27 protein-coding genes, 7 tRNA genes and 2 pseudogenes are annotated in these 22,945 nt (G+C 41.2%); 34 read left to right on the top strand and 2 right to left on the bottom strand.

Features of this window, described 5'->3' with window-relative positions:
• Positions 1-74: 74 nt before the first annotated feature.
• Both QA442_RS19975 and QA442_RS19970 read left to right on the top strand, forming a co-directional pair.
• A complete protein-coding gene (locus QA442_RS19975) occupies positions 75-554 on the top strand; it encodes a PH domain-containing protein (RefSeq protein ID WP_014662848.1) in 480 nt (159 codons plus the stop codon).
• Positions 544-2,025: a PH domain-containing protein gene (locus QA442_RS19970; RefSeq protein ID WP_095432091.1), complete on the top strand. Its 1,482-nt coding sequence runs from the start codon at positions 544-546 to the stop codon at positions 2,023-2,025. Before QA442_RS19975 ends, QA442_RS19970 begins: the two co-directional genes overlap by 11 nt.
• A 251-nt stretch (positions 2,026-2,276) precedes the next feature.
• On the opposite strand, the gene QA442_RS19965 is transcribed toward QA442_RS19970, so the two are convergent.
• Entirely contained in the window at positions 2,277-2,876 is a 600-nt protein-coding gene (locus QA442_RS19965; RefSeq protein WP_095432090.1) for a rhomboid family intramembrane serine protease, read from the bottom strand.
• 94 nt (positions 2,877-2,970) lie between these two features.
• Between QA442_RS19965 and acpS the strand changes: the two genes are divergently transcribed.
• From acpS to QA442_RS19880, 17 genes and pseudogenes are all read left to right on the top strand, one after another.
• Positions 2,971-3,336, top strand: coding sequence for a holo-ACP synthase (acpS, locus tag QA442_RS19960; RefSeq protein ID WP_069839917.1), 366 nt, complete (start codon positions 2,971-2,973; stop codon positions 3,334-3,336).
• Between the two features lie 165 nt (positions 3,337-3,501).
• A complete protein-coding gene (locus QA442_RS19955) occupies positions 3,502-4,518 on the top strand; it encodes a LolA family protein (protein WP_003234282.1) in 1,017 nt (338 codons plus the stop codon).
• Positions 4,519-4,632: 114 nt separating this feature from the next.
• A complete protein-coding gene (alr, locus tag QA442_RS19950; RefSeq protein WP_095432089.1) occupies positions 4,633-5,802 on the top strand; it encodes an alanine racemase in 1,170 nt (389 codons plus the stop codon).
• A 115-nt stretch (positions 5,803-5,917) separates the two neighbouring features.
• Positions 5,918-6,199, top strand: coding sequence for a type II toxin-antitoxin system antitoxin EndoAI (gene endB, locus QA442_RS19945; RefSeq protein ID WP_003225183.1), 282 nt, complete (start codon positions 5,918-5,920; stop codon positions 6,197-6,199).
• A 4-nt stretch (positions 6,200-6,203) separates the two neighbouring features.
• Positions 6,204-6,554 carry a type II toxin-antitoxin system endoribonuclease NdoA gene (ndoA, locus tag QA442_RS19940; RefSeq protein ID WP_003156187.1) on the top strand — a complete coding sequence of 117 codons (351 nt, stop codon included), beginning with the start codon at positions 6,204-6,206 and terminating at the stop codon, positions 6,552-6,554.
• 114 nt (positions 6,555-6,668) lie between these two features.
• Entirely contained in the window at positions 6,669-7,493 is an 825-nt protein-coding gene (rsbRA, locus tag QA442_RS19935) for an RsbT co-antagonist protein RsbRA (protein WP_095432088.1), read from the top strand.
• A 4-nt stretch (positions 7,494-7,497) separates the two neighbouring features.
• The gene (gene rsbS, locus QA442_RS19930) at positions 7,498-7,863 is read left to right on the top strand and encodes an RsbT antagonist protein RsbS (RefSeq protein WP_003225190.1); all 366 of its coding nucleotides are present in this window, start codon (positions 7,498-7,500) and stop codon (positions 7,861-7,863) included.
• A 3-nt stretch (positions 7,864-7,866) separates the two neighbouring features.
• A complete protein-coding gene (rsbT, locus tag QA442_RS19925; RefSeq protein ID WP_003240352.1) occupies positions 7,867-8,268 on the top strand; it encodes a serine/threonine-protein kinase RsbT in 402 nt (133 codons plus the stop codon).
• Between the two features lie 11 nt (positions 8,269-8,279).
• Positions 8,280-9,287 (top strand): phosphoserine phosphatase RsbU, encoded by a 1,008-nt coding sequence (gene rsbU / locus QA442_RS19920; protein ID WP_095432087.1) that lies wholly within the window; start codon positions 8,280-8,282, stop codon positions 9,285-9,287.
• Between the two features lie 61 nt (positions 9,288-9,348).
• Positions 9,349-9,678, top strand: a complete 330-nt coding sequence (rsbV, locus tag QA442_RS19915; protein ID WP_095432086.1) for an anti-sigma factor antagonist RsbV — start codon at positions 9,349-9,351, stop codon at positions 9,676-9,678.
• The gene (gene rsbW / locus QA442_RS19910) at positions 9,675-10,157 is read left to right on the top strand and encodes an anti-sigma B factor RsbW (protein ID WP_014662856.1); all 483 of its coding nucleotides are present in this window, start codon (positions 9,675-9,677) and stop codon (positions 10,155-10,157) included. The genes rsbV and rsbW overlap by 4 nt, the downstream gene beginning before the upstream one ends.
• Entirely contained in the window at positions 10,123-10,911 is a 789-nt protein-coding gene (gene sigB, locus QA442_RS19905; RefSeq protein ID WP_014662857.1) for an RNA polymerase sigma factor SigB, read from the top strand. The genes rsbW and sigB overlap by 35 nt, the downstream gene beginning before the upstream one ends.
• Positions 10,911-11,510: a phosphoserine phosphatase RsbX gene (gene rsbX / locus QA442_RS19900; RefSeq protein ID WP_040084112.1), complete on the top strand. Its 600-nt coding sequence runs from the start codon at positions 10,911-10,913 to the stop codon at positions 11,508-11,510. The genes sigB and rsbX overlap by 1 nt, the downstream gene beginning before the upstream one ends.
• 301 nt (positions 11,511-11,811) lie before the next feature.
• A pseudogene (locus tag QA442_RS19895) lies at positions 11,812-12,047 on the top strand (hypothetical protein).
• Positions 12,044-12,484, top strand: a complete 441-nt coding sequence (locus tag QA442_RS19890) for an EVE domain-containing protein (RefSeq protein WP_040084111.1) — start codon at positions 12,044-12,046, stop codon at positions 12,482-12,484. The pseudogene QA442_RS19895 and the gene QA442_RS19890 overlap by 4 nt, the downstream one beginning before the upstream one ends.
• Positions 12,468-12,911, top strand: a complete 444-nt coding sequence (locus QA442_RS19885) for a MarR family winged helix-turn-helix transcriptional regulator (RefSeq protein WP_071581002.1) — start codon at positions 12,468-12,470, stop codon at positions 12,909-12,911. Before QA442_RS19890 ends, QA442_RS19885 begins: the two co-directional genes overlap by 17 nt.
• Before the next feature lie 93 nt (positions 12,912-13,004).
• Positions 13,005-15,164: a Tex family protein gene (locus QA442_RS19880; protein WP_071581001.1), complete on the top strand. Its 2,160-nt coding sequence runs from the start codon at positions 13,005-13,007 to the stop codon at positions 15,162-15,164.
• A 9-nt stretch (positions 15,165-15,173) separates the two neighbouring features.
• On the opposite strand, the gene cmpA is transcribed toward QA442_RS19880, so the two are convergent.
• Positions 15,174-15,287, bottom strand: a complete 114-nt coding sequence (gene cmpA / locus QA442_RS19875) for a cortex morphogenetic protein CmpA (RefSeq protein ID WP_003225207.1) — start codon at positions 15,285-15,287, stop codon at positions 15,174-15,176.
• 103 nt (positions 15,288-15,390) lie between these two features.
• On the opposite strand from cmpA, the gene QA442_RS19870 reads away from it, so the two are divergent.
• From QA442_RS19870 to QA442_RS19800, 15 genes and pseudogenes are all read left to right on the top strand, one after another.
• The gene (locus QA442_RS19870) at positions 15,391-15,843 is read left to right on the top strand and encodes a SprT family protein (protein ID WP_095432085.1); all 453 of its coding nucleotides are present in this window, start codon (positions 15,391-15,393) and stop codon (positions 15,841-15,843) included.
• Positions 15,844-15,965: 122 nt separating this feature from the next.
• Positions 15,966-16,040 (top strand) — tRNA-Asn (locus tag QA442_RS19865).
• A 4-nt stretch (positions 16,041-16,044) separates the two neighbouring features.
• Positions 16,045-16,135 (top strand) — tRNA-Ser (locus QA442_RS19860).
• Between the two features lie 29 nt (positions 16,136-16,164).
• A tRNA-Glu gene (locus QA442_RS19855) sits at positions 16,165-16,236 on the top strand.
• An 11-nt stretch (positions 16,237-16,247) separates the two neighbouring features.
• Positions 16,248-16,322: transfer RNA gene (locus QA442_RS19850), tRNA-Gln, on the top strand.
• Between the two features lie 28 nt (positions 16,323-16,350).
• Positions 16,351-16,426: transfer RNA gene (locus tag QA442_RS19845), tRNA-Lys, on the top strand.
• A gap of 11 nt (positions 16,427-16,437) precedes the next feature.
• Positions 16,438-16,519, top strand: a tRNA-Leu gene (locus tag QA442_RS19840).
• A gap of 78 nt (positions 16,520-16,597) precedes the next feature.
• Positions 16,598-16,681 (top strand) — tRNA-Leu (locus tag QA442_RS19835).
• A 1,024-nt stretch (positions 16,682-17,705) separates the two neighbouring features.
• Positions 17,706-18,230 (top strand): NAD(P)H-dependent oxidoreductase, encoded by a 525-nt coding sequence (locus QA442_RS19830; protein ID WP_279473384.1) that lies wholly within the window; start codon positions 17,706-17,708, stop codon positions 18,228-18,230.
• Between the two features lie 1,000 nt (positions 18,231-19,230).
• Positions 19,231-19,407: a hypothetical protein gene (locus QA442_RS19825; protein ID WP_009966645.1), complete on the top strand. Its 177-nt coding sequence runs from the start codon at positions 19,231-19,233 to the stop codon at positions 19,405-19,407.
• Between the two features lie 24 nt (positions 19,408-19,431).
• Complete coding sequence (locus QA442_RS19820; RefSeq protein ID WP_136654829.1) at positions 19,432-20,118, top strand: hypothetical protein; 687 nt, start codon at positions 19,432-19,434, stop codon at positions 20,116-20,118.
• A gap of 399 nt (positions 20,119-20,517) precedes the next feature.
• The gene (locus tag QA442_RS19815; RefSeq protein WP_168781302.1) at positions 20,518-20,703 is read left to right on the top strand and encodes a hypothetical protein; all 186 of its coding nucleotides are present in this window, start codon (positions 20,518-20,520) and stop codon (positions 20,701-20,703) included.
• Positions 20,704-20,800: 97 nt separating this feature from the next.
• Positions 20,801-20,884, top strand: a pseudogene (locus QA442_RS19810) (hypothetical protein); the annotation flags it as partial.
• Positions 20,885-21,028: 144 nt separating this feature from the next.
• Positions 21,029-21,649 (top strand): type 1 glutamine amidotransferase family protein, encoded by a 621-nt coding sequence (locus QA442_RS19805; RefSeq protein WP_279473383.1) that lies wholly within the window; start codon positions 21,029-21,031, stop codon positions 21,647-21,649.
• A gap of 452 nt (positions 21,650-22,101) precedes the next feature.
• A complete protein-coding gene (locus QA442_RS19800) occupies positions 22,102-22,899 on the top strand; it encodes a dihydrodipicolinate synthase family protein (RefSeq protein ID WP_279473382.1) in 798 nt (265 codons plus the stop codon).
• Positions 22,900-22,945: the final 46 nt, after the last annotated feature.

Genomic DNA, 22,945 nt, shown 5'->3' with positions numbered 1-22,945 from the left:
TGTATGCTTAAGAATGAAACCTTTCCGTACAAGAGACGTATAAGTAACGACGAAAAAAAGGGAGGTAGGTATTTTTGAGAGAGCAGCCAAAAAACCAAATCAGTCCAGACGGATTAAAGGTTTGGCGACTTCAAGAGATCATCATATCCGCTGTTTGCTTGCTTATCGTCATAGCAGTTGCAGTGTTAAGCTATTATTTTCATTGGCCGTACTGGATCAGCGGCGTGCTCGGCGCAGTTTGGCTGCTGGGATCGATTGTGACGGTCTTTCTCATTCCGAAGGTCCGCCATAAGGTGTGGCGATATGAAGTCCATGAACATGAAATAGATATTCAGTCAGGTATTTTTGTGGTGACACGTGTGATTGTCCCGATGGTCAGGGTTCAGCACGTTGATACGTCGCAAGGGCCATTATTGAAAAAATACAATCTCGCAACGGTGAAAATTTCCACGGCTGCGACCGTTCATTCGATCCCCGCTTTAGAGATGGAGGAAGCGGACCGACTGAGAGACTCCATTTCCCGTCTGGCAAGGGTGACTGACGATGATGTCTGAACCGAAACGCCTGCACCCGGCAGCAGTCATTTTGAATTTATGCCATACCATTATTCAAACAATAAAAAATATCATTCTGCCATTCTTTTTTGTGTATATCGTCAATTCAAACCATACTGTCCGTTTTTACGGAGCCATTGCGCTCGGTGTGCTGTTCATCTGGCTTGTAGCGGCAAGCATCATCAAATGGAGAAGGTTTACCTATCGAATTGAAGATGATGAATTTAGAATCGAAGAAGGCTTATTTGTGACGAAAAAGCGATACATATCGATTGATCGGATTCAAACGATGAATACGAGCGCGGGCCTTGTCCAGCAAATCTTTAAGCTTGTGAAGCTGCAAATTGAAACAGCAGGCGGAGGCAAGGAGGCAGAAGCCGTTCTTTCTGCTATTTCTGTGGAAGAGGCTGAACGCATCAAAGAAGCTGTCTTTAAGAAAAAAGCGCAAAGACGAGAAAATGAACTTGGTGATGAACAGCTTGAAGCTGAGGAGGAGTTAGATCCTGCCGTTGAGGTGCAAGAGCACTATCGCATGAACGCGAAAGAATTGCTCATGGCCGCTTCTACCTCCGGCGGAATCGGAGTCATTATCTCGGCTGTATTTGCGCTTATTTCCCAGCTCGATGAAGTATTGCCGATGGATTGGTTATTCGATAAATTTTCCTTTCTTCAGCACGCCAGCATCGGTATTTACGCGGTACTCATTTTTATCGGTTTATTTATCGCCTGGATTTTCAGCATTGCGGGCATGATGTTTAGATACGCGAACTTTCAAATCATAAAAAAAGAGCAGGAACTGGTGATTTCAAGAGGAATTATTGAAAAACATCAAGTCACGATTCCGTTGCGAAAAATTCAAGCAATTAAAATAAAAGAAAACATCATCCGCCAGCTTTTCGGCTTTGTAACGGTGTCCATCGTCAGTGCGGGCGGCGGCGACCGGGAAAAAGAAGAAGGTGCGTTGACCATTCTCTTTCCAATGATTCATAAAAAAAAGCTTCCGCACATGCTTCGAACATTTACGCCGGAATACACGCTGGAAGAAAACTGCCGCCGCCTGCCGCGGCGCGCGTTGAAACGCTATTTGTTCCGTTCTGTCATTTTTTCGCTCTTTTTGATCATTCCGTTATGTATTTTCTTTCAGCCCTGGGGCTACCTGTCGGTCATCCTGCTTCCGATTGAATTGTTTTTCGGCTATCTCGCGTATAAAGACGCTGCGTGGACAATCAACGGGAACCGTCTGCAGCTGACGTCTAGATTTATAGGCAGAACAACCGCCATTGTACTCAAAAAACGAATGCAGGTTTGCAAGTTCAGCCAATCCTATTTCCAAAAGAAAGGCCGCCTGTATACCATTTCTACTTCAGTGAAATCATCGAGCCACATGGAAGAATTAACGGTGAGGGATGTAGGTGAAGAGGATGCAGCCTTCATTTTAAACTGGTACTCATATGAAAAAGCGGACGGTTAATACCGCCGCTCCAGCGTGTCGACAAACCCTCGCATTCGTTGTCAGGACTGCGCATCGGTGCTCAATGCGAAGTGGATCAACGGCTAAATTCTCAGGCGTCCTGCCTAAACGCCGTCGTCATCACATCCTGTGAATGTCCGCTCCTATGCTCGTCCTTCCTAGACTTCAAGGGTTTTCAATCACGCTGAAAAGATGACAAAATCCTAAAATGAAAACCATTTTAGGATTTTGTCAACAATCTGAAGCGACGGTTAATACCGCCGCTCTTTTTTTTGCACACACAAAAACGAAAGAAGAAACCCGCCGCATAGTCCAAACAGATGAGCCATCATGTTAATATTGGAGTTGATAAACGACATGAGAACGGCAAATGCGAGCAGGGTGAGGATCATTTTGGAATGCTCCTGCCCAATTAGCTCATTGCGAAAAAGAACCATAAACAGGTACACGCCGAATAGCCCGAAAATGGCGCCTGAAGCCCCGACATGCACGTAATCAAGAGGCTCTGTAACATACGTGCCGATATTGCCGATGATGCCGGAGCCGGCGTACACAAGAAGGAAACGCGCTTTTCCCAGCATGCGTTCCAAAGCCGGGGCAAATAAAAAGATGGACATGGAATTAAACAGCAGATGTGTGAAACCGGCGTGCAGTAAAATCGGTGTAATCAGCCGCCACCATTCACCGTTAGCGACACCTAGATTATAGCCTGCGACAGTATCCCTCCATAAAACGACTGAATGGACAGGAAGTGAAAAAAACAGCCAGAGAACAGCTTGCAAAGCCAATATAAAGGTGACAACGGGATAAAGCCTGATAAACGTTTGAAAATTTTCAGTCCGTATAAACATTCCGAGCCCCTTTTCTTCATTTTGGTATATCTATAGTAACACGTTTATGAGACAAACCATTTAAATAGTACGTGCGCAAAGGAGGTTATCATACATGATTTACGGCATTGGACTGGATATTACCGAGCTTAAACGGATCGCCTCTATGGCTGGACGCCAGAAAAGGTTTGCCGAGCGGATTTTGACGCGAAGCGAGCTTGACCAGTATCGTGAGCTTTCAGAGAAAAGAAAAATCGAATTTCTCGCAGGCAGATTCGCGGCAAAAGAAGCGTTCTCGAAAGCATTTGGCACCGGTATAGGGAGGCAGCTCAGCTTTCAGGACATTGAAATTAGGAAAGACCAAAATGGCAAGCCCTACATCATTTGTACCAAACTGAGCCAGGCCGCCGTTCACGTATCAATCACTCACACAAAAGAATACGCTGCCGCGCAGGTTGTGATTGAAAGGTTGTCAAGCTAGTCTGCATATTAGGGAAACCCCACTCATATATTTGATAGTGCATTAAGGGAGACAAGTTGTTTGAGGCTTTTATGGTACGCATCTGTTCTGCCTAAACGTGTACCGAGCGTACCGTTAAAGTCAAACAAGCGATTTCTTCCTTTTACATCAATTGAGAAAAAGGGGTTGAAAAAGGTGAGAAAAAGCTTTGTTTTGCTTTTAACGGGACTGCTTGCTGTTCTTATTCTTTCTGCCTGCGGGCAAAAAACACAGCAAGATATTGTGGCCGGGTTAGATGAAAAGGCGAAAGAATACACCTCGTACAAAGCAAAAGCGAAAATGACCATCGAGACAGGGAGTGAGCCTCAAGTATACAATGTGGAAATCTGGCACAAAAAGCCGTCTCTGTACAGGGTTTATTTAGAAAATCCGAAAAAGGACCAAAACCAAGTCATTTTACGAAATGAAAACGGAGTATTCGTTCTCACGCCGTCTTTAAATAAGAGCTTCAGATTTCAAAGCGACTGGCCGAACAACAGCAGTCAGGTCTACCTGTTTGAATCGCTCGTAAAGGATGTTCAAAACGATTCGGATGCAGTTTTCACAGCGAAAGAAAAGAAATACGTATTCGAAACAAAAACAAATTATCAGCATAACAAAATGCTGCCGACGCAAGAAATCACATTTAACAAAAAGGATATGAGCCCGTCATCTGTCAAAGTGATGGATACTGACCGGAAAGTGATGGTCAAAGTAGAATTCAGCAGCTTTGAATTTAATAAACAATTTGATAAAGAATCATTTGATGAAAAGAAAAATATGACCCTTTCTCAAATGGATGTTGCCACAAGCGCGAAGCCTTCCGATACATTCGCGGTCAAAACGCCGCTGGAACTGCCGCTTGGCGTAAAGCTGCTTGAAGAAAAAGATATCTCTACTGAAGACGGGAAGCGCATCATCATGACGTACGGAGGAGAAAAATCATTTACGTTAATTCAGGAAAAAGCCCAGATTGCCAAGGCTTCCTCCTCCGTTACGCTGAACGGCGAACCGGTAAATCTCGGCTACACCATCGGCGCTTTGTCGGATGCATCATTATCATGGACATATGACGGCGTTGATTACCTTCTCTCTTCTAAAGATCTTTCTAAAGAGGAAATGGTGACAGTAGCGAAAAGCATGCAGGGACAATCATCGAAATAACCGCCAAAGGCCAAACATGATTTGGCCTTTTTTTCGTTAGACATCGTTTCCCTTTGGCCTTTAATTTTAGTATGATATGTAAATGATATTGAATAAAAGCTAGGAAGTGTCGTAATGAGCACAAAACCTTTTTACAGGGATACGTGGGCGGAAATTGACCTGTCCGCGATAAAGGAAAATGTCAGCAATATGAAAGAACATATCGGTGAACATGTCCAGCTAATGGCAGTTGTGAAAGCAAACGCCTACGGGCATGGTGATGCAGAAACAGCAAAGGCTGCTCTTGACGCAGGTGCTTCATGCTTGGCCGTAGCCATTTTGGATGAAGCGATTTCACTGCGTAAAAAGGGCTTGAAGGCGCCTATATTGGTGCTCGGCGCGGTTCCCCCGGAGTATGTGGCAATCGCTGCTGAGTATGACGTGACCTTAACGGGTTATTCTGTTGAATGGCTTCAGGAGGCAGCCCGCCACACGAAAAAAGGTCCTCTTCATTTTCATCTGAAGGTCGATACGGGGATGAACAGGCTTGGTGTCAAAACAGAGGAAGAAGTACAGAATGTGATGGCCATTCTTGACCGCAACCCCCGTTTAAAGTGCAAAGGGGTATTTACCCATTTTGCGACAGCAGATGAAAAAGAAAGAGGCTATTTCTTAAAGCAGTTTGAGCGTTTTAAAGAGCTGATTGCTCCGTTGCCGTTAAAGAATTTGATGGTCCACTGCGCGAACAGCGCCGCCGGACTTCGGCTGAAAAAAGGCTTTTTTAATGCAGTCAGATTCGGCATCGGCATGTATGGCCTTCGCCCGTCTGCTGACATTTCGGACGAGATACCGTTTCAGCTGCGTCCGGCATTCACCCTGCATTCGACGCTGTCGCATGTCAAACTGATCAGAAAAGGCGAGAGCGTCAGCTACGGAGCCGAGTACACAGCAGAAAAAGACACATGGATCGGGACGGTGCCTGTAGGCTATGCGGACGGCTGGCTCCGAAAATTGAAGGGGACCGACATCCTTGTGAAGGGAAAACGCCTAAAAATTGCCGGCCGAATTTGCATGGACCAATTTATGGTGGAGCTGGATCAGGAATATCCGCCGGGCACAAAAGTCACATTAATAGGCCGGCAGGGAGATGAATATATTTCCATGGATGAGATTGCAGGAAGGCTCGAAACCATTAACTATGAAGTGGCCTGTACAATAAGTTCCCGCGTTCCCCGTATGTTTTTGGAAAATGGGAGTATAATGGAAGTAAGAAATCCTTTGTTGCAGGTCAATATAAGCAATTAGCTTACTTATATGGCGAATTTATAAAACAGCTTTGCTTGAAGAGTGAATAATGGTATCATTATCACTGGATGGATAAAAGAGTCGTATCCGTAAGTTTGGTGGAGGTGTATGTTTTTTGTCTGAATCCAGCGCAAGAACCGAAATGAAAATCAGCTTGCCCGAAAACCTAGTAGCTGAATTGGATGGTGTAGCGATGCGGGAGAAACGAAGCAGAAACGAACTGATATCACAAGCAGTGAGAGCGTATGTCAGCGAACGAACAACTCGTCACAACCGTGATTTGATGAGACGCGGCTATATGGAAATGGCGAAAATCAACCTGAATATTTCTTCTGAGGCTCACTTTGCGGAGTGCGAGGCTGAAACGACAGTTGAGCGCTTAGTCAGCGGAGGATAATCATTTGATTGTGAAACGCGGCGATGTTTATTTTGCTGATTTATCTCCTGTTGTTGGCTCAGAGCAAGGCGGGGTGCGCCCGGTTTTAGTGATCCAAAATGACATCGGAAATCGCTTCAGCCCAACTGCTATTGTTGCAGCCATAACAGCACAAATACAGAAAGCGAAATTACCAACCCACGTCGAAATCGATGCAAAACGCTACGGTTTTGAAAGAGATTCCGTTATTTTGCTGGAGCAAATTCGGACGATTGACAAGCAAAGGTTAACGGATAAGATTACTCATCTGGATGATGAAATGATGGATAAGGTTGATGAAGCCTTGCAAATCAGTTTGGCACTCATTGATTTTTAGACATATTTGCAGGTTGCTCACAAAGAGCAACTTTTTTTGTTTTCAAAAAACATAAACGATATAATAATGAAATAACGAAAAAATATGTTGTTTTTTATTGGGAGGTAAGCGAATTTGATGTCGAACCAGACTGTATACCAGTTCATTGCCGAAAATCAAAATGAACTGCTCCAACTGTGGACTGACACACTAAAAGAATTAAGCGAGCAAGAATCCTATCAGCTGACTGACCAAGTGTATGAAAATATATCTAAAGAGTATATCGACATTGTGCTGCTGTCTGTTAAGGACGAAAACGCTGCTGAAAGCCAAATCAGTGAACTGGCGCTTCGAGCGGTCCAAATCGGAATTTCTTTGAAGTTTTTGGCTACTGCGCTTGCTGAATTCTGGAAACGTCTCTACACGAAAATGAATGATAAGAGATTGCCAGATCAAGAGAGCACGGAGTTAATCTGGCAGATTGACCGATTTTTCAGCCCGATTAACACAGAAATTTTTAATCAATACTCAATCTCATGGGAAAAAACAGTATCCCTGCAAAAGATCGCGTTGCAGGAGCTATCTGCACCGCTTATTCCGGTGTTTGAAAATATCACCGTGATGCCGCTAGTTGGAACAATTGATACAGAACGCGCGAAACGAATTATGGAAAACCTTCTTAATGGCGTTGTCAAACACCGTTCCCAAGTCGTGCTGATTGACATTACCGGTGTCCCTGTCGTCGATACGATGGTTGCCCATCATATTATTCAGGCATCAGAAGCGGTAAGGCTTGTCGGAGCAAAATGCCTGCTGGCCGGAATCCGCCCGGAAATTGCTCAAACCATCGTTAACCTGGGGATTGATTTATCCCAAGTTATAACTAAGAATACCCTGCAAAAAGGAATTCAAACAGCGTTGGAAATGACGGATCGAAAAATCGTTTCATTGGGGGAATAACATTGTGAGACATCCAAAAATCCCGATCTTGAAACTGTATAATTGCTTATTAGTGTCCATTCAATGGGAACTTGATGACCAAACTGCATTAACCTTTCAAGAAGACTTATTAAATAAAATATATGAAACAGGTGCTAACGGCGTTGTCATTGACCTGACATCTGTGGATATGATTGATTCATTTATCGCAAAAGTGCTGGGCGACGTCATAACAATGTCCAAGTTAATGGGGGCAAAAGTTGTCTTGACCGGCATTCAGCCCGCTGTGGCAGTGACGCTGATCGAACTTGGAATCGCGCTTGAGGAAATCGAAACAGCGCTCGACTTAGAGCAAGGGCTTGAGACATTGAAGCGGGAATTGGGGGAATAGCGAATGAACGACCAATCCTGTGTAAAAATCATGACAGAATGGGATATTGTAGCCGCCAGACAGCTGGGACGAAACGTTGCGAAAGAACTGGGTTTCGGCACTGTAGACCAGGCTAGAATTACAACGGCTATTTCAGAATTAGCCAGGAATATTTATTTATATGCCGGCAAAGGGCAGATTGGAATTGAACAGGTCGCAGACAGAGGAAAAAAGGGCCTGAAAATCATAGCGGAAGACCAAGGGCCGGGAATTCCTGATATCCGAAAAGTCATGGAAGACGGATTTTCAACGTCTGGAGGACTTGGTGCGGGACTTCCCGGAGTCAAAAGGCTGATGGATGAATTCAGCTTAAATTCCGTATCGGGGGAAGGAACAGAGATACAAGCCATCAAATGGCTTCGGTAGGAGGTAAGAACGTGGATTTTAGGGAGGTTATTGAGCAGCGGTATCATCAGCTGCTTAACCGATATATAGCCGAATTAACAGAAACATCTTTATATCAAGCCCAAAAATTCAGCCGAAAAACAATCGAGCACCAAATTCCTCCGGAAGAAATCATCAGTATTCATAGAAAAGTGCTGAAGGAGCTGTATCCAAGTCTCCCGGAAGATGTGTTTCATTCGCTGGATTTTTTAATAGAAGTCATGATTGGTTATGGAATGGCTTATCAGGAGCATCAAACCCTTAGAGGGATACAGCAGGAAATCAAATCAGAAATTGAAATCGCAGCTAATGTCCAGCAGACGCTGCTCGGAACAAAAATTCCGCAGGAGGACGCGCTGGATATCGGCGCCATCAGTGTTCCTGCCAAACAGATGAGCGGTGATTACTACCACTTCGTCAAAGACAAGGAATCCATTAATATCGCAATCGCGGACGTGATCGGAAAAGGCATTCCAGCTGCTCTCTGTATGTCCATGATTAAATACGCAATGGACTCTTTGCCGGAAACGGGCATACACCCTTCTCAGGTGCTGAAAAATTTAAATCGTGTTGTTGAACAAAACGTTGACGCTAGTATGTTTATTACGATGTTTTATGCCAATTACAATATGGACAAGCATCGATTTACATATGCTTCGGCGGGACATGAACCGGGATTCTATTATTCTCAAAAAGACAACGCGTTTTATGATTTAGAGGCTAAAGGACTCGTTCTCGGCATCTCGCAGGATTATGACTACAGACAATTCGATCAGCATCTGGAAAAGGGTGATATGATCGTTTTATTTTCTGACGGCGTCACAGAATGCAGAACAGAAAACGGTTTCTTGGAGCGTCCTGATTTGCAGAAGCTCATTGAGGAACATATGTGTTCCTCCGCGCAGGAAATGGTCAAAAACATTTATGACAGCCTCCTCAAATTACAGGACTTTCAGCTTCATGATGATTTTACGTTAATTGTTTTGCGGAGAAAGGTTTAACGTCTTCCAGACGAGGGTATAAAGCAACTAGTGACTTGAAGGAAAATTTGAGGTGATACGAATGAATATAAATGTTGATGTGAAGCAAAACGAGAATGATATACACGTAAACATTGCAGGAGAAATTGATGTATACTCAGCGCCGGTGCTTAGAGAGAAGCTTGTGCCCCTGGCAGAACAAGGCGCAGACTTAAGAATTTGCCTGAAAGATGTCAGCTACATGGATAGTACCGGATTGGGCGTTTTTGTAGGGATCTTTAAAACAGTGAAAAAACAAGGCGGTTCGTTAAAACTTGAAAATCTTTCTGACCGCCTGATCCGCCTGTTTGACATTACAGGCCTGAAGGACATCATTGATATTTCTGCAAAGTCAGAAGGTGGAGTGCAATGAAGAATAAAGCTGATTACATCGAAATGAAAGTGCCGGCCCAACCTGAGTATGTGGGAATTATAAGACTGACACTGTCAGGCGTCGCAAGCAGAATGGGCTATACGTATGATGAAATTGAAGATTTGAAAATCGCAGTCAGTGAAGCATGCACAAATGCGGTTCAGCATGCTTACAAAGAAGATAAAAATGGGGAAGTGTCAATACGATTCGGTGTGTTTGAAGACCGTTTAGAGGTTATTGTGGCGGATGAAGGAGACAGCTTTGACTTTGATCAAAAGCAGCAGGATCTAGGGCCGTACACACCTTCGCACACAGTTGATCAATTATCAGAAGGAGGGCTCGGTCTATATTTAATGGAAACGCTCATGGATGAAGTTAGAGTGCAAAATCACTCCGGCGTCACTGTAGCGATGACAAAGTATTTAAATGGGGAGCGAGTTGATCATGACACAACCATCAAAAACTACGAAACTAACTAAAGATGAAGTCGATCGGCTCATAAGCGATTACCAAACAAAGCAAGATGAACAGGCGCAGGAAACGCTTGTGCGGGTGTATACAAATCTGGTTGACATGCTTGCGAAAAAATATTCAAAAGGCAAAAGCTTCCACGAGGATCTCCGCCAGGTCGGCATGATCGGGCTGCTCGGCGCGATTAAGCGATACGATCCTGTTGTCGGGAAATCGTTTGAAGCTTTTGCAATTCCGACAATCATCGGTGAAATAAAACGTTTCCTCAGAGATAAAACATGGAGCGTTCACGTGCCGAGACGGATTAAAGAACTGGGGCCAAGAATCAAAATGGCGGTTGATCAGCTGACGACTGAAACACAAAGATCGCCGAAAGTTGAAGAGATTGCCGAATTCCTCGATGTTTCTGAAGAAGAGGTTCTTGAAACGATGGAAATGGGCAAAAGCTATCAAGCCTTATCCGTTGACCACAGCATTGAAGCGGATTCGGACGGAAGCACCGTCACGATCCTTGATATCGTCGGATCACAGGAGGATGGATATGAGCGAGTCAACCAGCAAATGATGCTGCAAAGCGTGCTTCATGTCCTTTCAGACCGTGAAAAACAAATCATAGACCTTACGTATATTCAAAACAAAAGCCAAAAAGAAACTGGGGACATTCTCGGTATATCTCAAATGCACGTCTCGCGTCTGCAGCGCAAAGCTGTGAAGAAGCTCAGAGAGGCCTTGATTGAAGATCCCTCGATGGAGTTAATGTAATGATCCAGGTTGAAGAAAACGAGCATATTCAAACTCTAGTATATCAACTGAATAAAGAAGGAAAATCGATTTGCGGAGACAGCTTTTTTATGAAAGCTGATGACAAGGAATTAATTTGCGCGGTTGCTGACGGACTTGGAAGCGGATCGCTTGCAAACGAATCCTCTGCAGCCATCAAAGACTTAGTGGAAAACTATGCGAATGAAGACGTACAAAGCATTATCGAACGCTGTAATCAGGCGATGAAAAACAAAAGAGGCGCCACAGCATCTATCCTGAAAATCAATTTTGAACAAAGGCAGTTTACGTACTGCTCTGTCGGCAATGTACGGTTTATTCTGCATTCCCCGTCTGGTGAAAGCTTTTATCCTCTGCCGATTTCGGGCTATTTATCAGGCAAGCCGCAAAAATACAAAACGCACACCGCCACTTATGAAAAGGGTTCAAAGTTCATTATACATACAGATGGACTCAACGTACCCGATATCCGCTCCCATTTGAAAAAGGGCCAATCGGTAGAAGACATATCGAATTCGCTGAAAATGTATACGACATCGAGAAAAGATGATCTGACCTATATTCTTGGACATCTGTCCTAGGAAACCAGAAAAAAGAAGCTGGACATCCGGCTTCTTTTTTTGCGGTTGACTATTAGTAAGTACGCTTATTATAATTAATAAGTGAACTTATCAATTTGGGGGGCTTATGGGATGTGGAATGATGAATACATTGCGATAGCTGATGCGGATATAGACAAAATCTGGAGCCGTTATCAGCAAACAGAAACATGGGATCAATGGGATGCGGGTATTTCATCAGCTTCTTTGAAGGGACCATTTCAAAAGGGAACGGAAGGAACATTGCTTCTGCAAGGACATACAGTTTCTTTTTGGCTTGAGCATGTGGAGAAACATCGGTCATTTTCTGTCATGGCCAACATGCCGCATAACAATGTAAAAATGGAATTTTCTTACGTGCTTCAAAAGCAAAAAGAAGGTTTGCGTATCACACATGGAATTGTATTAGAAGGTGCTGAAGCAAAAAAATGTGGAGAAATCATTGGTACTGAACTGTCTAAAGACATCCCGGCGGCTGTCAGCAGGCTTGTTCACCTATGCGGAGGAGTGATAAAATGAACACTAATTATTGGATCGGCGTTGTGTCAGAGCAGCATGTATTAAAAGGTGCTGCCGGTGGTTTTGCACAGCTGTGCCATGGAAAAAAAGCCCCGCTCGCCAAAATGAAAGAGGGAGATTGGCTGATTTATTATTCTCCAAGAGACGCATATCCAGATGGCAAACTGCTGCGAAGCTTTACTGCGATCGGCAAAGTGAAAAGCGGAAATATCTATCCGTATCAAATGGCTCCGAATTTTATTCCATACCGATTAGATATAGACTATTATCCATGCCATAAAATCGGTTTTTACGACATTAAATCAAAGCTTGAATTTGTTCAGGAAACCAAGCATCTTGGCTTTTTATTTCGCAGAGGACATTTTGAAATCAGCAAAAATGATTTTTTGACAATAGCACAAGCGATGGGAGTTAACATAAGTGGAATGGCACTCTAAATTTAGCGGTCCGAACACAAGCCCGGGCTTTTTATTATGGCAGGCCACGCAAAGCTGGCAGCGGAAAGTGGGAAAAGCATTGGCTGAGTTTGACCTGACACACGTTCAATTTGTTCTGCTGACCTCGTGCAAGTATATGATTGCTCACGGAGAAACCGTCACGCAAAAAAAACTTGCAAGCTTCAGCCAGACCAATATCATGATGGTTTCAGAGGTTGTGCGGACGCTTGAGAAAAAAGGATTTATCGAAAGAAGCAAAAATCCCCAGGATAAAAGAGAGGTCCTCCTGTCTCTTACAGAAACAGGAGGAGAAAAAGTAACAGCGGCTTTGCCAATTGTTGAGAAGATTGATCAATCCTTTTTTGCAGCTGCGATGAAAAAAGAGAATTTTCTGAGCGGCTTACAGGAACTATTGAAACATGAGTAAAGATACGGGCAGCGCCAGCTGTCTTTTTTTATGTGTTTTTTTCGGTTTTTGATACACTAGAGAAAGAACGACAAAATTGGAGGCTTTGGTTACATGGAAACGTCAGCCCTTTTAAAACAGCAAATTGCGAAAGAAATAGGTTTATCACAAAAACATGTTGAAAGTGTTATCCGTCTGCTTGAGGACGGCAACACAGTCCCGTTTATTGCCCGGTATCGAAAAGAGCAGACGGGTTCAATGGATGAGGTTCAGATTCAAACGATTTCTGAACGCTGGCAATACATACAAAACCTGAATCAGCGAAAAGAAGAAGTCATCAGGCTGATTGCAGAGCAGGATAAACTGACAGATGATCTAAAACGTAAAATCGAGCAATCGGTGAAGCTTCAGGAAGTGGAAGACCTTTACCGCCCTTATAAACAAAAACGCAAAACAAAGGCGACAGTCGCTAAAAGCAAAGGCCTGGAGCCGCTTGCCGACTATATCCTGACACTCCCCCAAGATGATCGTCTGGCAAAAACAGCAGACCAGTACATCAGCGAAGAAAAAGAAGTGTTCACACGAGAAGAAGCGATTGAAGGCGCCAAGCACATTATTGCGGAACAAATCTCAGACGAGCCGTCTTTCAGAAAGTGGATTCGCCAGGAAACCTTCAAAAAAGGAACCATTAAGTCTGTTGCCGGAAAGTCGGCAGACACGGATGAAAAAAATGTGTATGAAATGTATTATGAATATGAAGAGCCAATCGCAAAGGTCGTTCCGCACAGGGTGCTGGCAATGAACCGCGGCGAAAAAGAAGACATTTTAAAGGTATCGATCGAACCGCCTGCGGATCACATTAAAGCGTATTTAGAAAAACAAATCATCAAAAACCGCTCAACGACCGTAAAAGAGATTTTGCAGGAGACAATTGAGGACAGCTATAAAAGACTGATCCAGCCGGCAATCGAGCGTGAAATCAGGAAAGAGCTCTCAGAAAAAGCCGATGAACAGGCGATTCATATTTTCTCAGAAAACTTGAGAAAGCTTCTGCTTCAGCCGCCAATGAAAGGCAAAACTGTGCTCGGTGTTGACCCAGCCTTTCGAACCGGCTGTAAGCTCGCTGTGTCAGATGAGACCGGAAAAGTCTTGAAAATTGATGTAATCTATCCGCATGCGCCAGTCAACAAAACAAAAGAAGCTCATGAAAAAGTGAAAAAGACTCTTGAGCAATATCAAGTCGAGATGGTGGCGATCGGAAACGGCACAGCATCCAGAGAAACAGAACAATTCATTGTCAATGTACTAAAGGATATGCCGCGCAAAATTTATTATGTAATTGTCAATGAAGCGGGAGCGAGTGTCTATTCGGCTTCTGAGCTTGCCCGAGAAGAATTCCCTGACCTAAAGGTTGAAGAGCGCAGTGCCGTATCTATTGCGCGAAGACTTCAAGACCCGCTCGCGGAGCTCGTTAAGATCGATCCGAAGTCTGTGGGTGTCGGACAGTATCAGCATGACGTCAGCCAAAAGCGCTTAAATGAATCTCTGCGGTTTGTCGTCGAAACGGTCGTAAACCAGGTTGGAGTAAACGTCAACACAGCATCTGCCGCGCTGCTTCAGTATGTAGCGGGATTATCGAAGTCTGTCGCAGGCAACGTTGTCAAAAAACGTGAGGAAATCGGAAAGTTTTCAAATCGAAAAGAACTGAAGGACATCCCAAGGCTCGGTGCGAAAACTTACGAGCAATGTATCGGTTTCTTAAGAGTGCAGGAAGGGACAGAGCCTTTGGATAGAACAGGCATCCATCCGGAAAGCTATAAAGAAACAAAAGCGCTATTGAAAAAACTCGGGCTTTCAACAGAACAGATTGGCACGGCGGAATTGAAGGACAAAATCAATCAGCTGGCACTTTCTGAAACGGCAAAAGAGCTGGGAATCGGCGAAATCACTCTGAAAGATATTTGTGAACAGCTGACAAGGCCAGAACGCGATCCGCGCGACGAGGTGCCAAAGCCTTTGCTGAAAACAGACGTCCTTCAGCTGGAAGATTTGAAAGAGGGAATGGAACTGCAGGGTACCGTGCGCAATGTAGTGGACTTTGGAGCGTTTGTTGATATCGGAGTCAAACAAGATGGGCTTGTGCATATCTCAAAACTCAGCAATCAATTCGTCAAGCATCCTCTTGATGTTGTCTCTGTCGGCGATATCGTGACAGTTTGGGTTGACGGCGTAGATGTACAAAAAGGCAGAGTATCGCTGTCTATGGTAAAATAAAAGCACTGCTTACGAGCAGTGTTTTTTCCTATAGAAATACCAGCATTGATTCAGCAGTTTAATTTGGTAATTATCTTTTTCAAGGAACGCTTTTTGCATCTGTTTTTTAAGCCAATTTGGCATAGGCTCATTCCTCCTCAGCTTTTATCATAAGAGGGACAGTGATTACCATATTGTATGCGAACGGTGAATTGTCCCGTTCAATGTTTTTTAAGTGAGGTGCACTATGGATAATATAGAGCTTCAAAAGCTGGCAGAGGATATTTCTGAAACGTACTTTAAAAAGCCGTTCCGCCATCAGGCGCTTTTTAATGACAGGCTTAAAACCACTGGCGGCAGGTACCTGTTAACCTCCCATAACATTGAATTGAACAGAAAATATTTGATTGAACACGGCAGGGAGGAACTGATCGGCATCATCAAGCATGAGCTCTGCCATTATCATCTTCACCTTGAAGGAAAAGGGTACAAGCACAGAGACAGAGATTTTAGAATGCTTTTGCAGCAAGTCAACGCGCCGAGGTTCTGTACACCCCTTAAGAAAAAAGCGGAAAACAAAAAAACTTATATGTATATCTGTACGGCCTGCGGCCAACAGTATATAAAGAAGCGGGCTATGAACCCTGACAGATACAGATGCGGAAAATGCCGCGGGAAAATAAAAAGAATTTTTTCGTGAAAAAGGTTGACGAATATGGCAAGCCTATGTTACATTATAAAAGTCGTCACGAGAGATAAATAAAAACATTTACCTCTTGACACTGAAAATCAAGACTGGTATAATAAGTCTTGTCTCATTATTCCACAGTAGCTCAGTGGTAGAGCTATCGGCTGTTAACCGATCGGTCGCAGGTTCGAATCCTGCCTGTGGAGCCATATTGGAGAAGTACTCAAGTGGCTGAAGAGGCGCCCCTGCTAAGGGTGTAGGTCGCGTAAGCGGCGCGAGGGTTCAAATCCCTCCTTCTCCGCCATAAGATTTCGATATAAGTTCTCAACCATCGGCCCGTTGGTCAAGCGGTTAAGACACCGCCCTTTCACGGCGGTAACACGGGTTCGAATCCCGTACGGGTCATTCCATTTCGTTGGGCTATAGCCAAGCGGTAAGGCAACGGACTTTGACTCCGTCATGCGTTGGTTCGAATCCAGCTAGCCCAGCCATTTTTATTTTTTTGAAATCGAATAGTAAGAGCCATTAGCTCAGTTGGTAGAGCATCTGACTTTTAATCAGAGGGTCGAAGGTTCGAGTCCTTCATGGCTCACCACTTATCTTTTTGCGGGTGTGGCGGAATTGGCAGACGCGCTAGACTTAGGATCTAGTGTCTTACGACGTGGGGGTTCGAGTCCCTTCACCCGCACTTTATTTACAAAGTGCACGCAAATTGGTTTTACTAGGTTAAGAGCCTAAACCAGCACAAACACAATTTTATCATCACGCGGTCGTGGCGGAATGGCAGACGCGCTAGGTTGAGGGCCTAGTGGGTGAATAACCCGTGGAGGTTCAAGTCCTCTCGGCCGCATTTCAATGATACCAAGGGTTTTGACGACCTTGGTATTTTTTTGTGTTTATTTTTAAATAATCTACTGCCCACTTAACTAAAGTAAGCCATCTAAAAAAATGTTAGATGTGTTTATGGCTGATGTTGCTGACCTGATTGTACAAAAAAAGCTAATTCATAATGAAGTGAATTAGCTTTTTTTCATACGGAGAATTCAAGAGTGTTTCTTAATAAAGTGCAGTAAAGTTTGTTTCTTCTTGAAAGAAAACATATAGCCTCAGGTTTAATTGCCTACTATCCAGTTTGTGTAGTTTTGATAGCTGTAGGTGTCTATATCTTGATTCGTACCTTGCCAATCATAGAGGCATATCCAATAATGGTGAAAAACGAAGAGTATATAAATAGTTCGGCTTTAAGCTTAGTAAGAAAGTGAGAAATAGAATGGATAATATCTAATAAAAGAGCCGAAAAAGGTTCTTTTTTTCATTATGAAAGAAAAAAGATAAAGCTCTCAGTTAATCTTAATTTGAAATAGGTTCATTATATTTTTAAATAAATTCATGTACTAGGAGTGAAAATATGAAAACACATATTACATGGGCTACAGCTTGTTTATTATTGATCTAGGTGACCGGATTTTCAAAGGATAAAAATGATAATTCTGAAAAAAAATCAAAGTATTAAACCATATATAATCAACAAGCAACCCTGAAAACAAGGTATTTTTCGAAGCGTTTTTTAATTACTCGGACATAGAAGCGATATGCATACAATCGAAAAAGGGTTTGATTATGGATTCCCTTCTCGTTCAGATAAAAAGCCAAAAAGATGGGGAATATTACTGGGATTATTCAGAGGATTATTCTGTTATATCGGATTTCTACAAAACAATGTCTTAAGTCATCATTGATTTTGGTGACCAATTAGTTGCCCTGAATTCATAAAAAGGGATAAAATAGCTGTAAATAAAGTTGCTATTTTAAAATGAGAATCAATTCATTGTCGGCAATAATAACTAATCGGCGAAGAAAGGATAATCAGTCAAATGAAAACATTAGTTATCGTTGTACACCCTAATTTGGAAACGTCTGTTGTCAACAAAACCTGGATGAATCGTTTAAAGCAAGAGAAAGACATTACGGTTCATGACCTATACGGTGAATATCCTAATTTTATCATTGATGTGGAAAAAGAGCAGCAGCTCCTGGTAGATCATGAGCGTATCGTGTTCCAGTTCCCAATGTATTGGTACAGCAGTCCCGCGTTACTCAAACAATGGGAAGATGATGTGTTAACACATGGCTGGGCTTATGGAACTGGGGGAACTAAATTGCATGGAAAAGAACTACTCTTAGCTATCTCCTTAGGCGCACAGGAATCTGATTATCAAGCAGGCGGAGAATATAATATCACGATCACCGAGCTTATCAGACCGTTTCAAGTCACTGCTAACTATATAGGAATGCGTTTTCTTCCTGCATTTACACAATATGGGACACTTTACCTTTCAAAAGAAGATGTTAAGAACAGTGCGGAGAAATTGGTTGAATATCTAAAAGCTGAGCATTGATCCGGTATTCGCGAGGGAGGCTGAAACAAATGATGTGTTGTGAAAATAAGGGTTTGTGATAGATTTTAATAAAACTTTATTTCAAAGTTACATCGAATACTGAATGCAGGGGGGGCATAGAGCGAGGGCTTAAAATTAATTACAGCAGGGCAATGAGTACATATTTCTTGATGAAATGTAGAGTTCCTTGGTCTCTAATAGGTGCCCAATTTGTGCCTAGAATTCATGAATATGATAAAAGTAGGTGTAAATAAAATAAACAGATGCTTTGAATAAAAGCTTTTGTAACTTGATATATTTTTACTATGTTGAGGGCCCAGTGGGTGAATAACCCGTAAAGGTTCAAGTTCGCTCGGCCGCACCCCTATAATACCAAGGGTTTAACCATCTTTGGTGTTATTTTTTTATGCAGAAAAACGACTATGGAAGATCGCATGCAAACCAATACTCACCAGTTATTTAAAACCACTTATTATATTTGATACTCCCCTGTATCCCCAAACCAAATAATTCAAAAAACGGTATCCTACATAGAACAGGTTTAGAGAGCATGTAATTGAACGGAAGATATAAATTTATCACTTTTATTATTGAAAGGTGTTCCTTTGGCATTAAGTTCAGTTAATTTTGGTCTAACTGTTTTCTTTTTGAACATTTTCATTACCTCTTTATATTATTAATAAATTCGAAAAGGAATTTAATGGAAATTAAATGATTGGCGTATGTATCTCTAATTCTCAAAATGAATGAATAGTCCTTTTTAAGATTTACACACAGTCATTCTCCAAGGAAAAATGACTCAATTTTTCGATTTTTTATGTAAATCAAAAAAGAATCATGTTAGAGTAGGTGTGCTGAAAATAATTTAAAAAATTATTTTGCGATATGATTAAAGTAATATTGCCAGAGAGTTCGGAATGGACAAAATTGTAAGTATTTAATACACTGGGGCTGCAATCAAATATGCACCTGGAATCAATTGCTAAACGGGGGAGTTTAAATGAACAACAAGAAAAATATATTTGATATTGTAATGTACATTATTTTCGGTGTGTTAAGTCTTTTTCTAGTTGCAAAAACTGATTATGGCACTGGAGTTTTAGTGTTTGTTGCAATTTTATACCTCGCTGTAATTGCTTATAAAATTAAGCAAGTATTTAGTAATTCAGATTCTTAAGGTGTAACACAAGGAGGATTTTAATTGAGAAAGAAAAGAGTTATTACTTGTGTTATGGCTGCATCATTGACTTTAGGCTCACTTTTACCTGCAGGTTACGCTTCTGCTAAGGAGGACTCTAAGACAACCCCTTCTTACGAAGAACTAGCACAACATTACAAAATGAAAAGTGAAAAGATTTCATCGAAGGGGAAATTAGTTGAAATTGAGTATGTGAGTGGAAATGAATCTCACAAAGTTCAGATGAACGGAAATGATCACACTGTAAAAGTCGATGGCATAGAACAAAAAGGCTTAAACTTTGAGTATGATGAAAATGTTGCTAACAGAACAAATTATGAAAACAATAATTTCAAATCTAATGAATTCACAACACAGGCTGCAAAACCTAAAAAGGGCTACCATTATGTGGGGACTTTATCTGGGCATACAAAAGCAGCTAAAAATGCGTTATCAGTTACAATGTCATTAGTCGGTATTGTCCCTGGCTTAGGGTGGGGAAGTAAGGCTGCCACAATTTTATTCTCTTATTGGGCTAAGGAACAAATCCCTGATGCGTATTATAAATATGATTTATATGAAAAAGGGGCAATGACTGATAGCTGGTATCAGTATGCTACAGTTCAATTTTTTGAAGATAAAGCTCATAAAAAGAAAATGGGCAAACCTTGGACTAGTACTCCTGCAAAAGTAGATTTACCTAATAGTTAATTTTAAAATCACTTTGTCTTTATAAAGGACAAAGTGATTTTTTATTATACAGAAGTAAAATTCCTGGTGAGGAATCTTGGATATAACATGTTTTTTCTTGCTAATTTAGTTTTTCTATGTATCGCTGCACATTCTAAAAAACAAGATATTAACCGGGCGGTTGAATGTCAAGCTCAAAAGTTTATATGGAAGTCAAAGCATAAAAAGGGTGTTACAACGTGTAGTCTTCTTTTTATTTTGCCAACGAAACAAGTGTGAAAGTAATGATTTGTAGAATGAGTTAAGAAATATTTAAGATTAGATATTGAAAAATTTTATATATTTTCAATAAAATACTGGTACTATTATAAATGTAGATAGATTGTATGGAGATGTAATTATTAAAAAGGAGTTTTTTAATTGCGTTGGAGTAAATGGTTCAATGTTTTTTGTATAGTAGCATTAGGATCAATATATGGTTATAAATTATTAACTAACCAAGAAGTCAGTACCACTCGTGTAATAATAGCTTCTGCAATTGTCTTGTGGAATATTGTTGGACTCTTTAGCAAAGATCCAATAAAACAAACACAGCAAGCAAATTAAAAGTCATAAAGTTGGGAAAGAAGGATATTACATTATGTAGTATCCTTCTTTATTATTCCTTGAAAAACGAAACAAATTGGAGATTACAGTTATATAATCAATTGAAGTCGCTGATTATTTTCATGAACAAGGAGATTTAATGCTTTTTGATGAATATTATCGTATGAGTATTGAAGTAAGATGAAACGTTACGTAAAGATTAAAGGGATGTGATAAACACTCCTCTTTATCGCACTCACCCGCCTCAAATTGTGGGAGACTGGAAGGTACGGAAATCGAAAAGGTTGGATCATAAAAAACTTATAATCTAAGGCGGTACATAGTTATGAAAAAGGCGTTATTTCTTATATTAGACAAGTATGCAGATTGGGAAGGTGCTTACTTAGCACCAGCATTAAATCAAAGAGAAGATTGGTCGGTTCATACTGTTTCTTTAGACCCTATTGTCAGTTCTATAGGTGGTTTTAAAACATCTGTCGATTACATAATTGGGTTAGAACCTGCGAATTTTCATTTACTAGTTATGATTGGCGGAGATTCTTGGAGTAATGATAATAAAAAACTTTTACATTTCGTAAAAACTGCATTTCAAAAAGACATTCCAATAGCAGCGATATGCGGTGCAGTGGATTTTTTGGCGAAGAATGGTTTGCTGAATAATCATAGCCATACAGGTAATTTAGTTTTCTTATGGAAGGATTATGAACAATATAAACCGATTAGCAGTTTTGTAGAGAAACAAGCAGTAAGAGATAAAAATTTGGTTACCGCAAATGGAACCGCCCCTATTGAATTTACTAGTTTGATTTTAGAGATAATTGATTTTGATACTCCTGAGAACATAGAGAAAATGATGTATATGAATCGTTATGGTTTTTATAATTTTTGTGATAAATATGGAAATCCATTTGTTGATTCATCTGCGGGAAATGATTTTCCTGAATAGGGGCTTTAATAAGGGAATTCCAAGACAATAGGGAGTTTCTTTATTATATTTATAAATGATTATTAAAAGGACGGCATGTGATGTCGGAAATCATGTTAGTCTTAAGCCGGTGTCTTTTGCAGTTTTTGAATGGGATCGTCTTAACTTATGAAAGAAAACACCATACGAAGAAGCCAAAGGTAATGAGAGGAGTAAACCATGTGTTTGCTCCTCTTTTTTTCTGTCTATAAAATGATGTCCTGTGAATTCAATGCGGTTTTTAACAATTTAGTCGGTTTAACTTTATTTTTTTGATTATAAACGATAGGCCATACCTATCATTTCTATATAAATAATTGAATTGTATTATAAGTTAGGCTGACCTATACTTTTATTGGAAATTGACTTTGTGAGAAACCAAGGAATAAGACAATTGTTAAATGCTAATTCCGAAAAAACCACGGAGGTATTGTATGAAAAATTTTAATGTTGCAATTCCAACTCCATTTCATAACGACGAGAGTTTATTTGTAGAAGGTTTTAATGACATTCTGGACTATTTAAAAGAAAATGGGATTGATTCTGTTCTTGTATCTGCTACTACTGGTGAACAAAATTCAATGAGCATTGAAGAACGAATCCAGATTATTCATTATTTTAATCAAAAACAATTCAAAAATGTTGAGCTTATGTTTGGTGTATCAGCAACAAGGACCAAAGATGCCATAACACTCATTAAGGAGCTTGAGGACTCTGTCTTTGACGCCATTTTGATTCAGTTCCCACCTTATATTCAACCAACTCAAAAACAGGCTATCAGCTATATGAATGAGTTGCTGCAACACACAACTAAACATGTAGTGCTTTACAATAATCCTTTTAGAACAGGATTTGAGCTAAGTGCTGAATCATTTGAAACGCTTATCAATCAAAAACATTCAAATCTTGTAGGACTTAAAGAAGAGAGCGATGCCAAACGTCATTCAAGTACAAACTTACCGGATGGCTTTGTGATGTTTGCAGGTGGTGATGTCAATCTTCCGGAAAAAATACTTAATGGCTGTAATGGGCTGTCCAGTATGGTTGGGAATGTATATCCAAAGGAGATTAAACAACTATTTCATCAATTAATGTTGAATCAACCAGTTGATCTTAGGAAATTAAACGATATCATTATTGAAGTTACAAGCGGTCAAGCAATAATGAATATAAAGAACCACTATAACTCGTTGGGAATAAAAGTAGGACCATGTCGTTCTCCGATAAATTGATTGTAAGAATCAAACCAGTGACGATTTCACTGCCGTAATTACAGAT

This window comes from Bacillus stercoris, assembly GCF_029772985.1.
In the GTDB taxonomy this organism is placed as follows: Bacteria; Bacillota; Bacilli; order Bacillales; family Bacillaceae; genus Bacillus; species Bacillus stercoris.
Note: the sequence above shows the minus strand (reverse complement) of the source record. Positions and strands in the feature narration are given on the sequence as shown.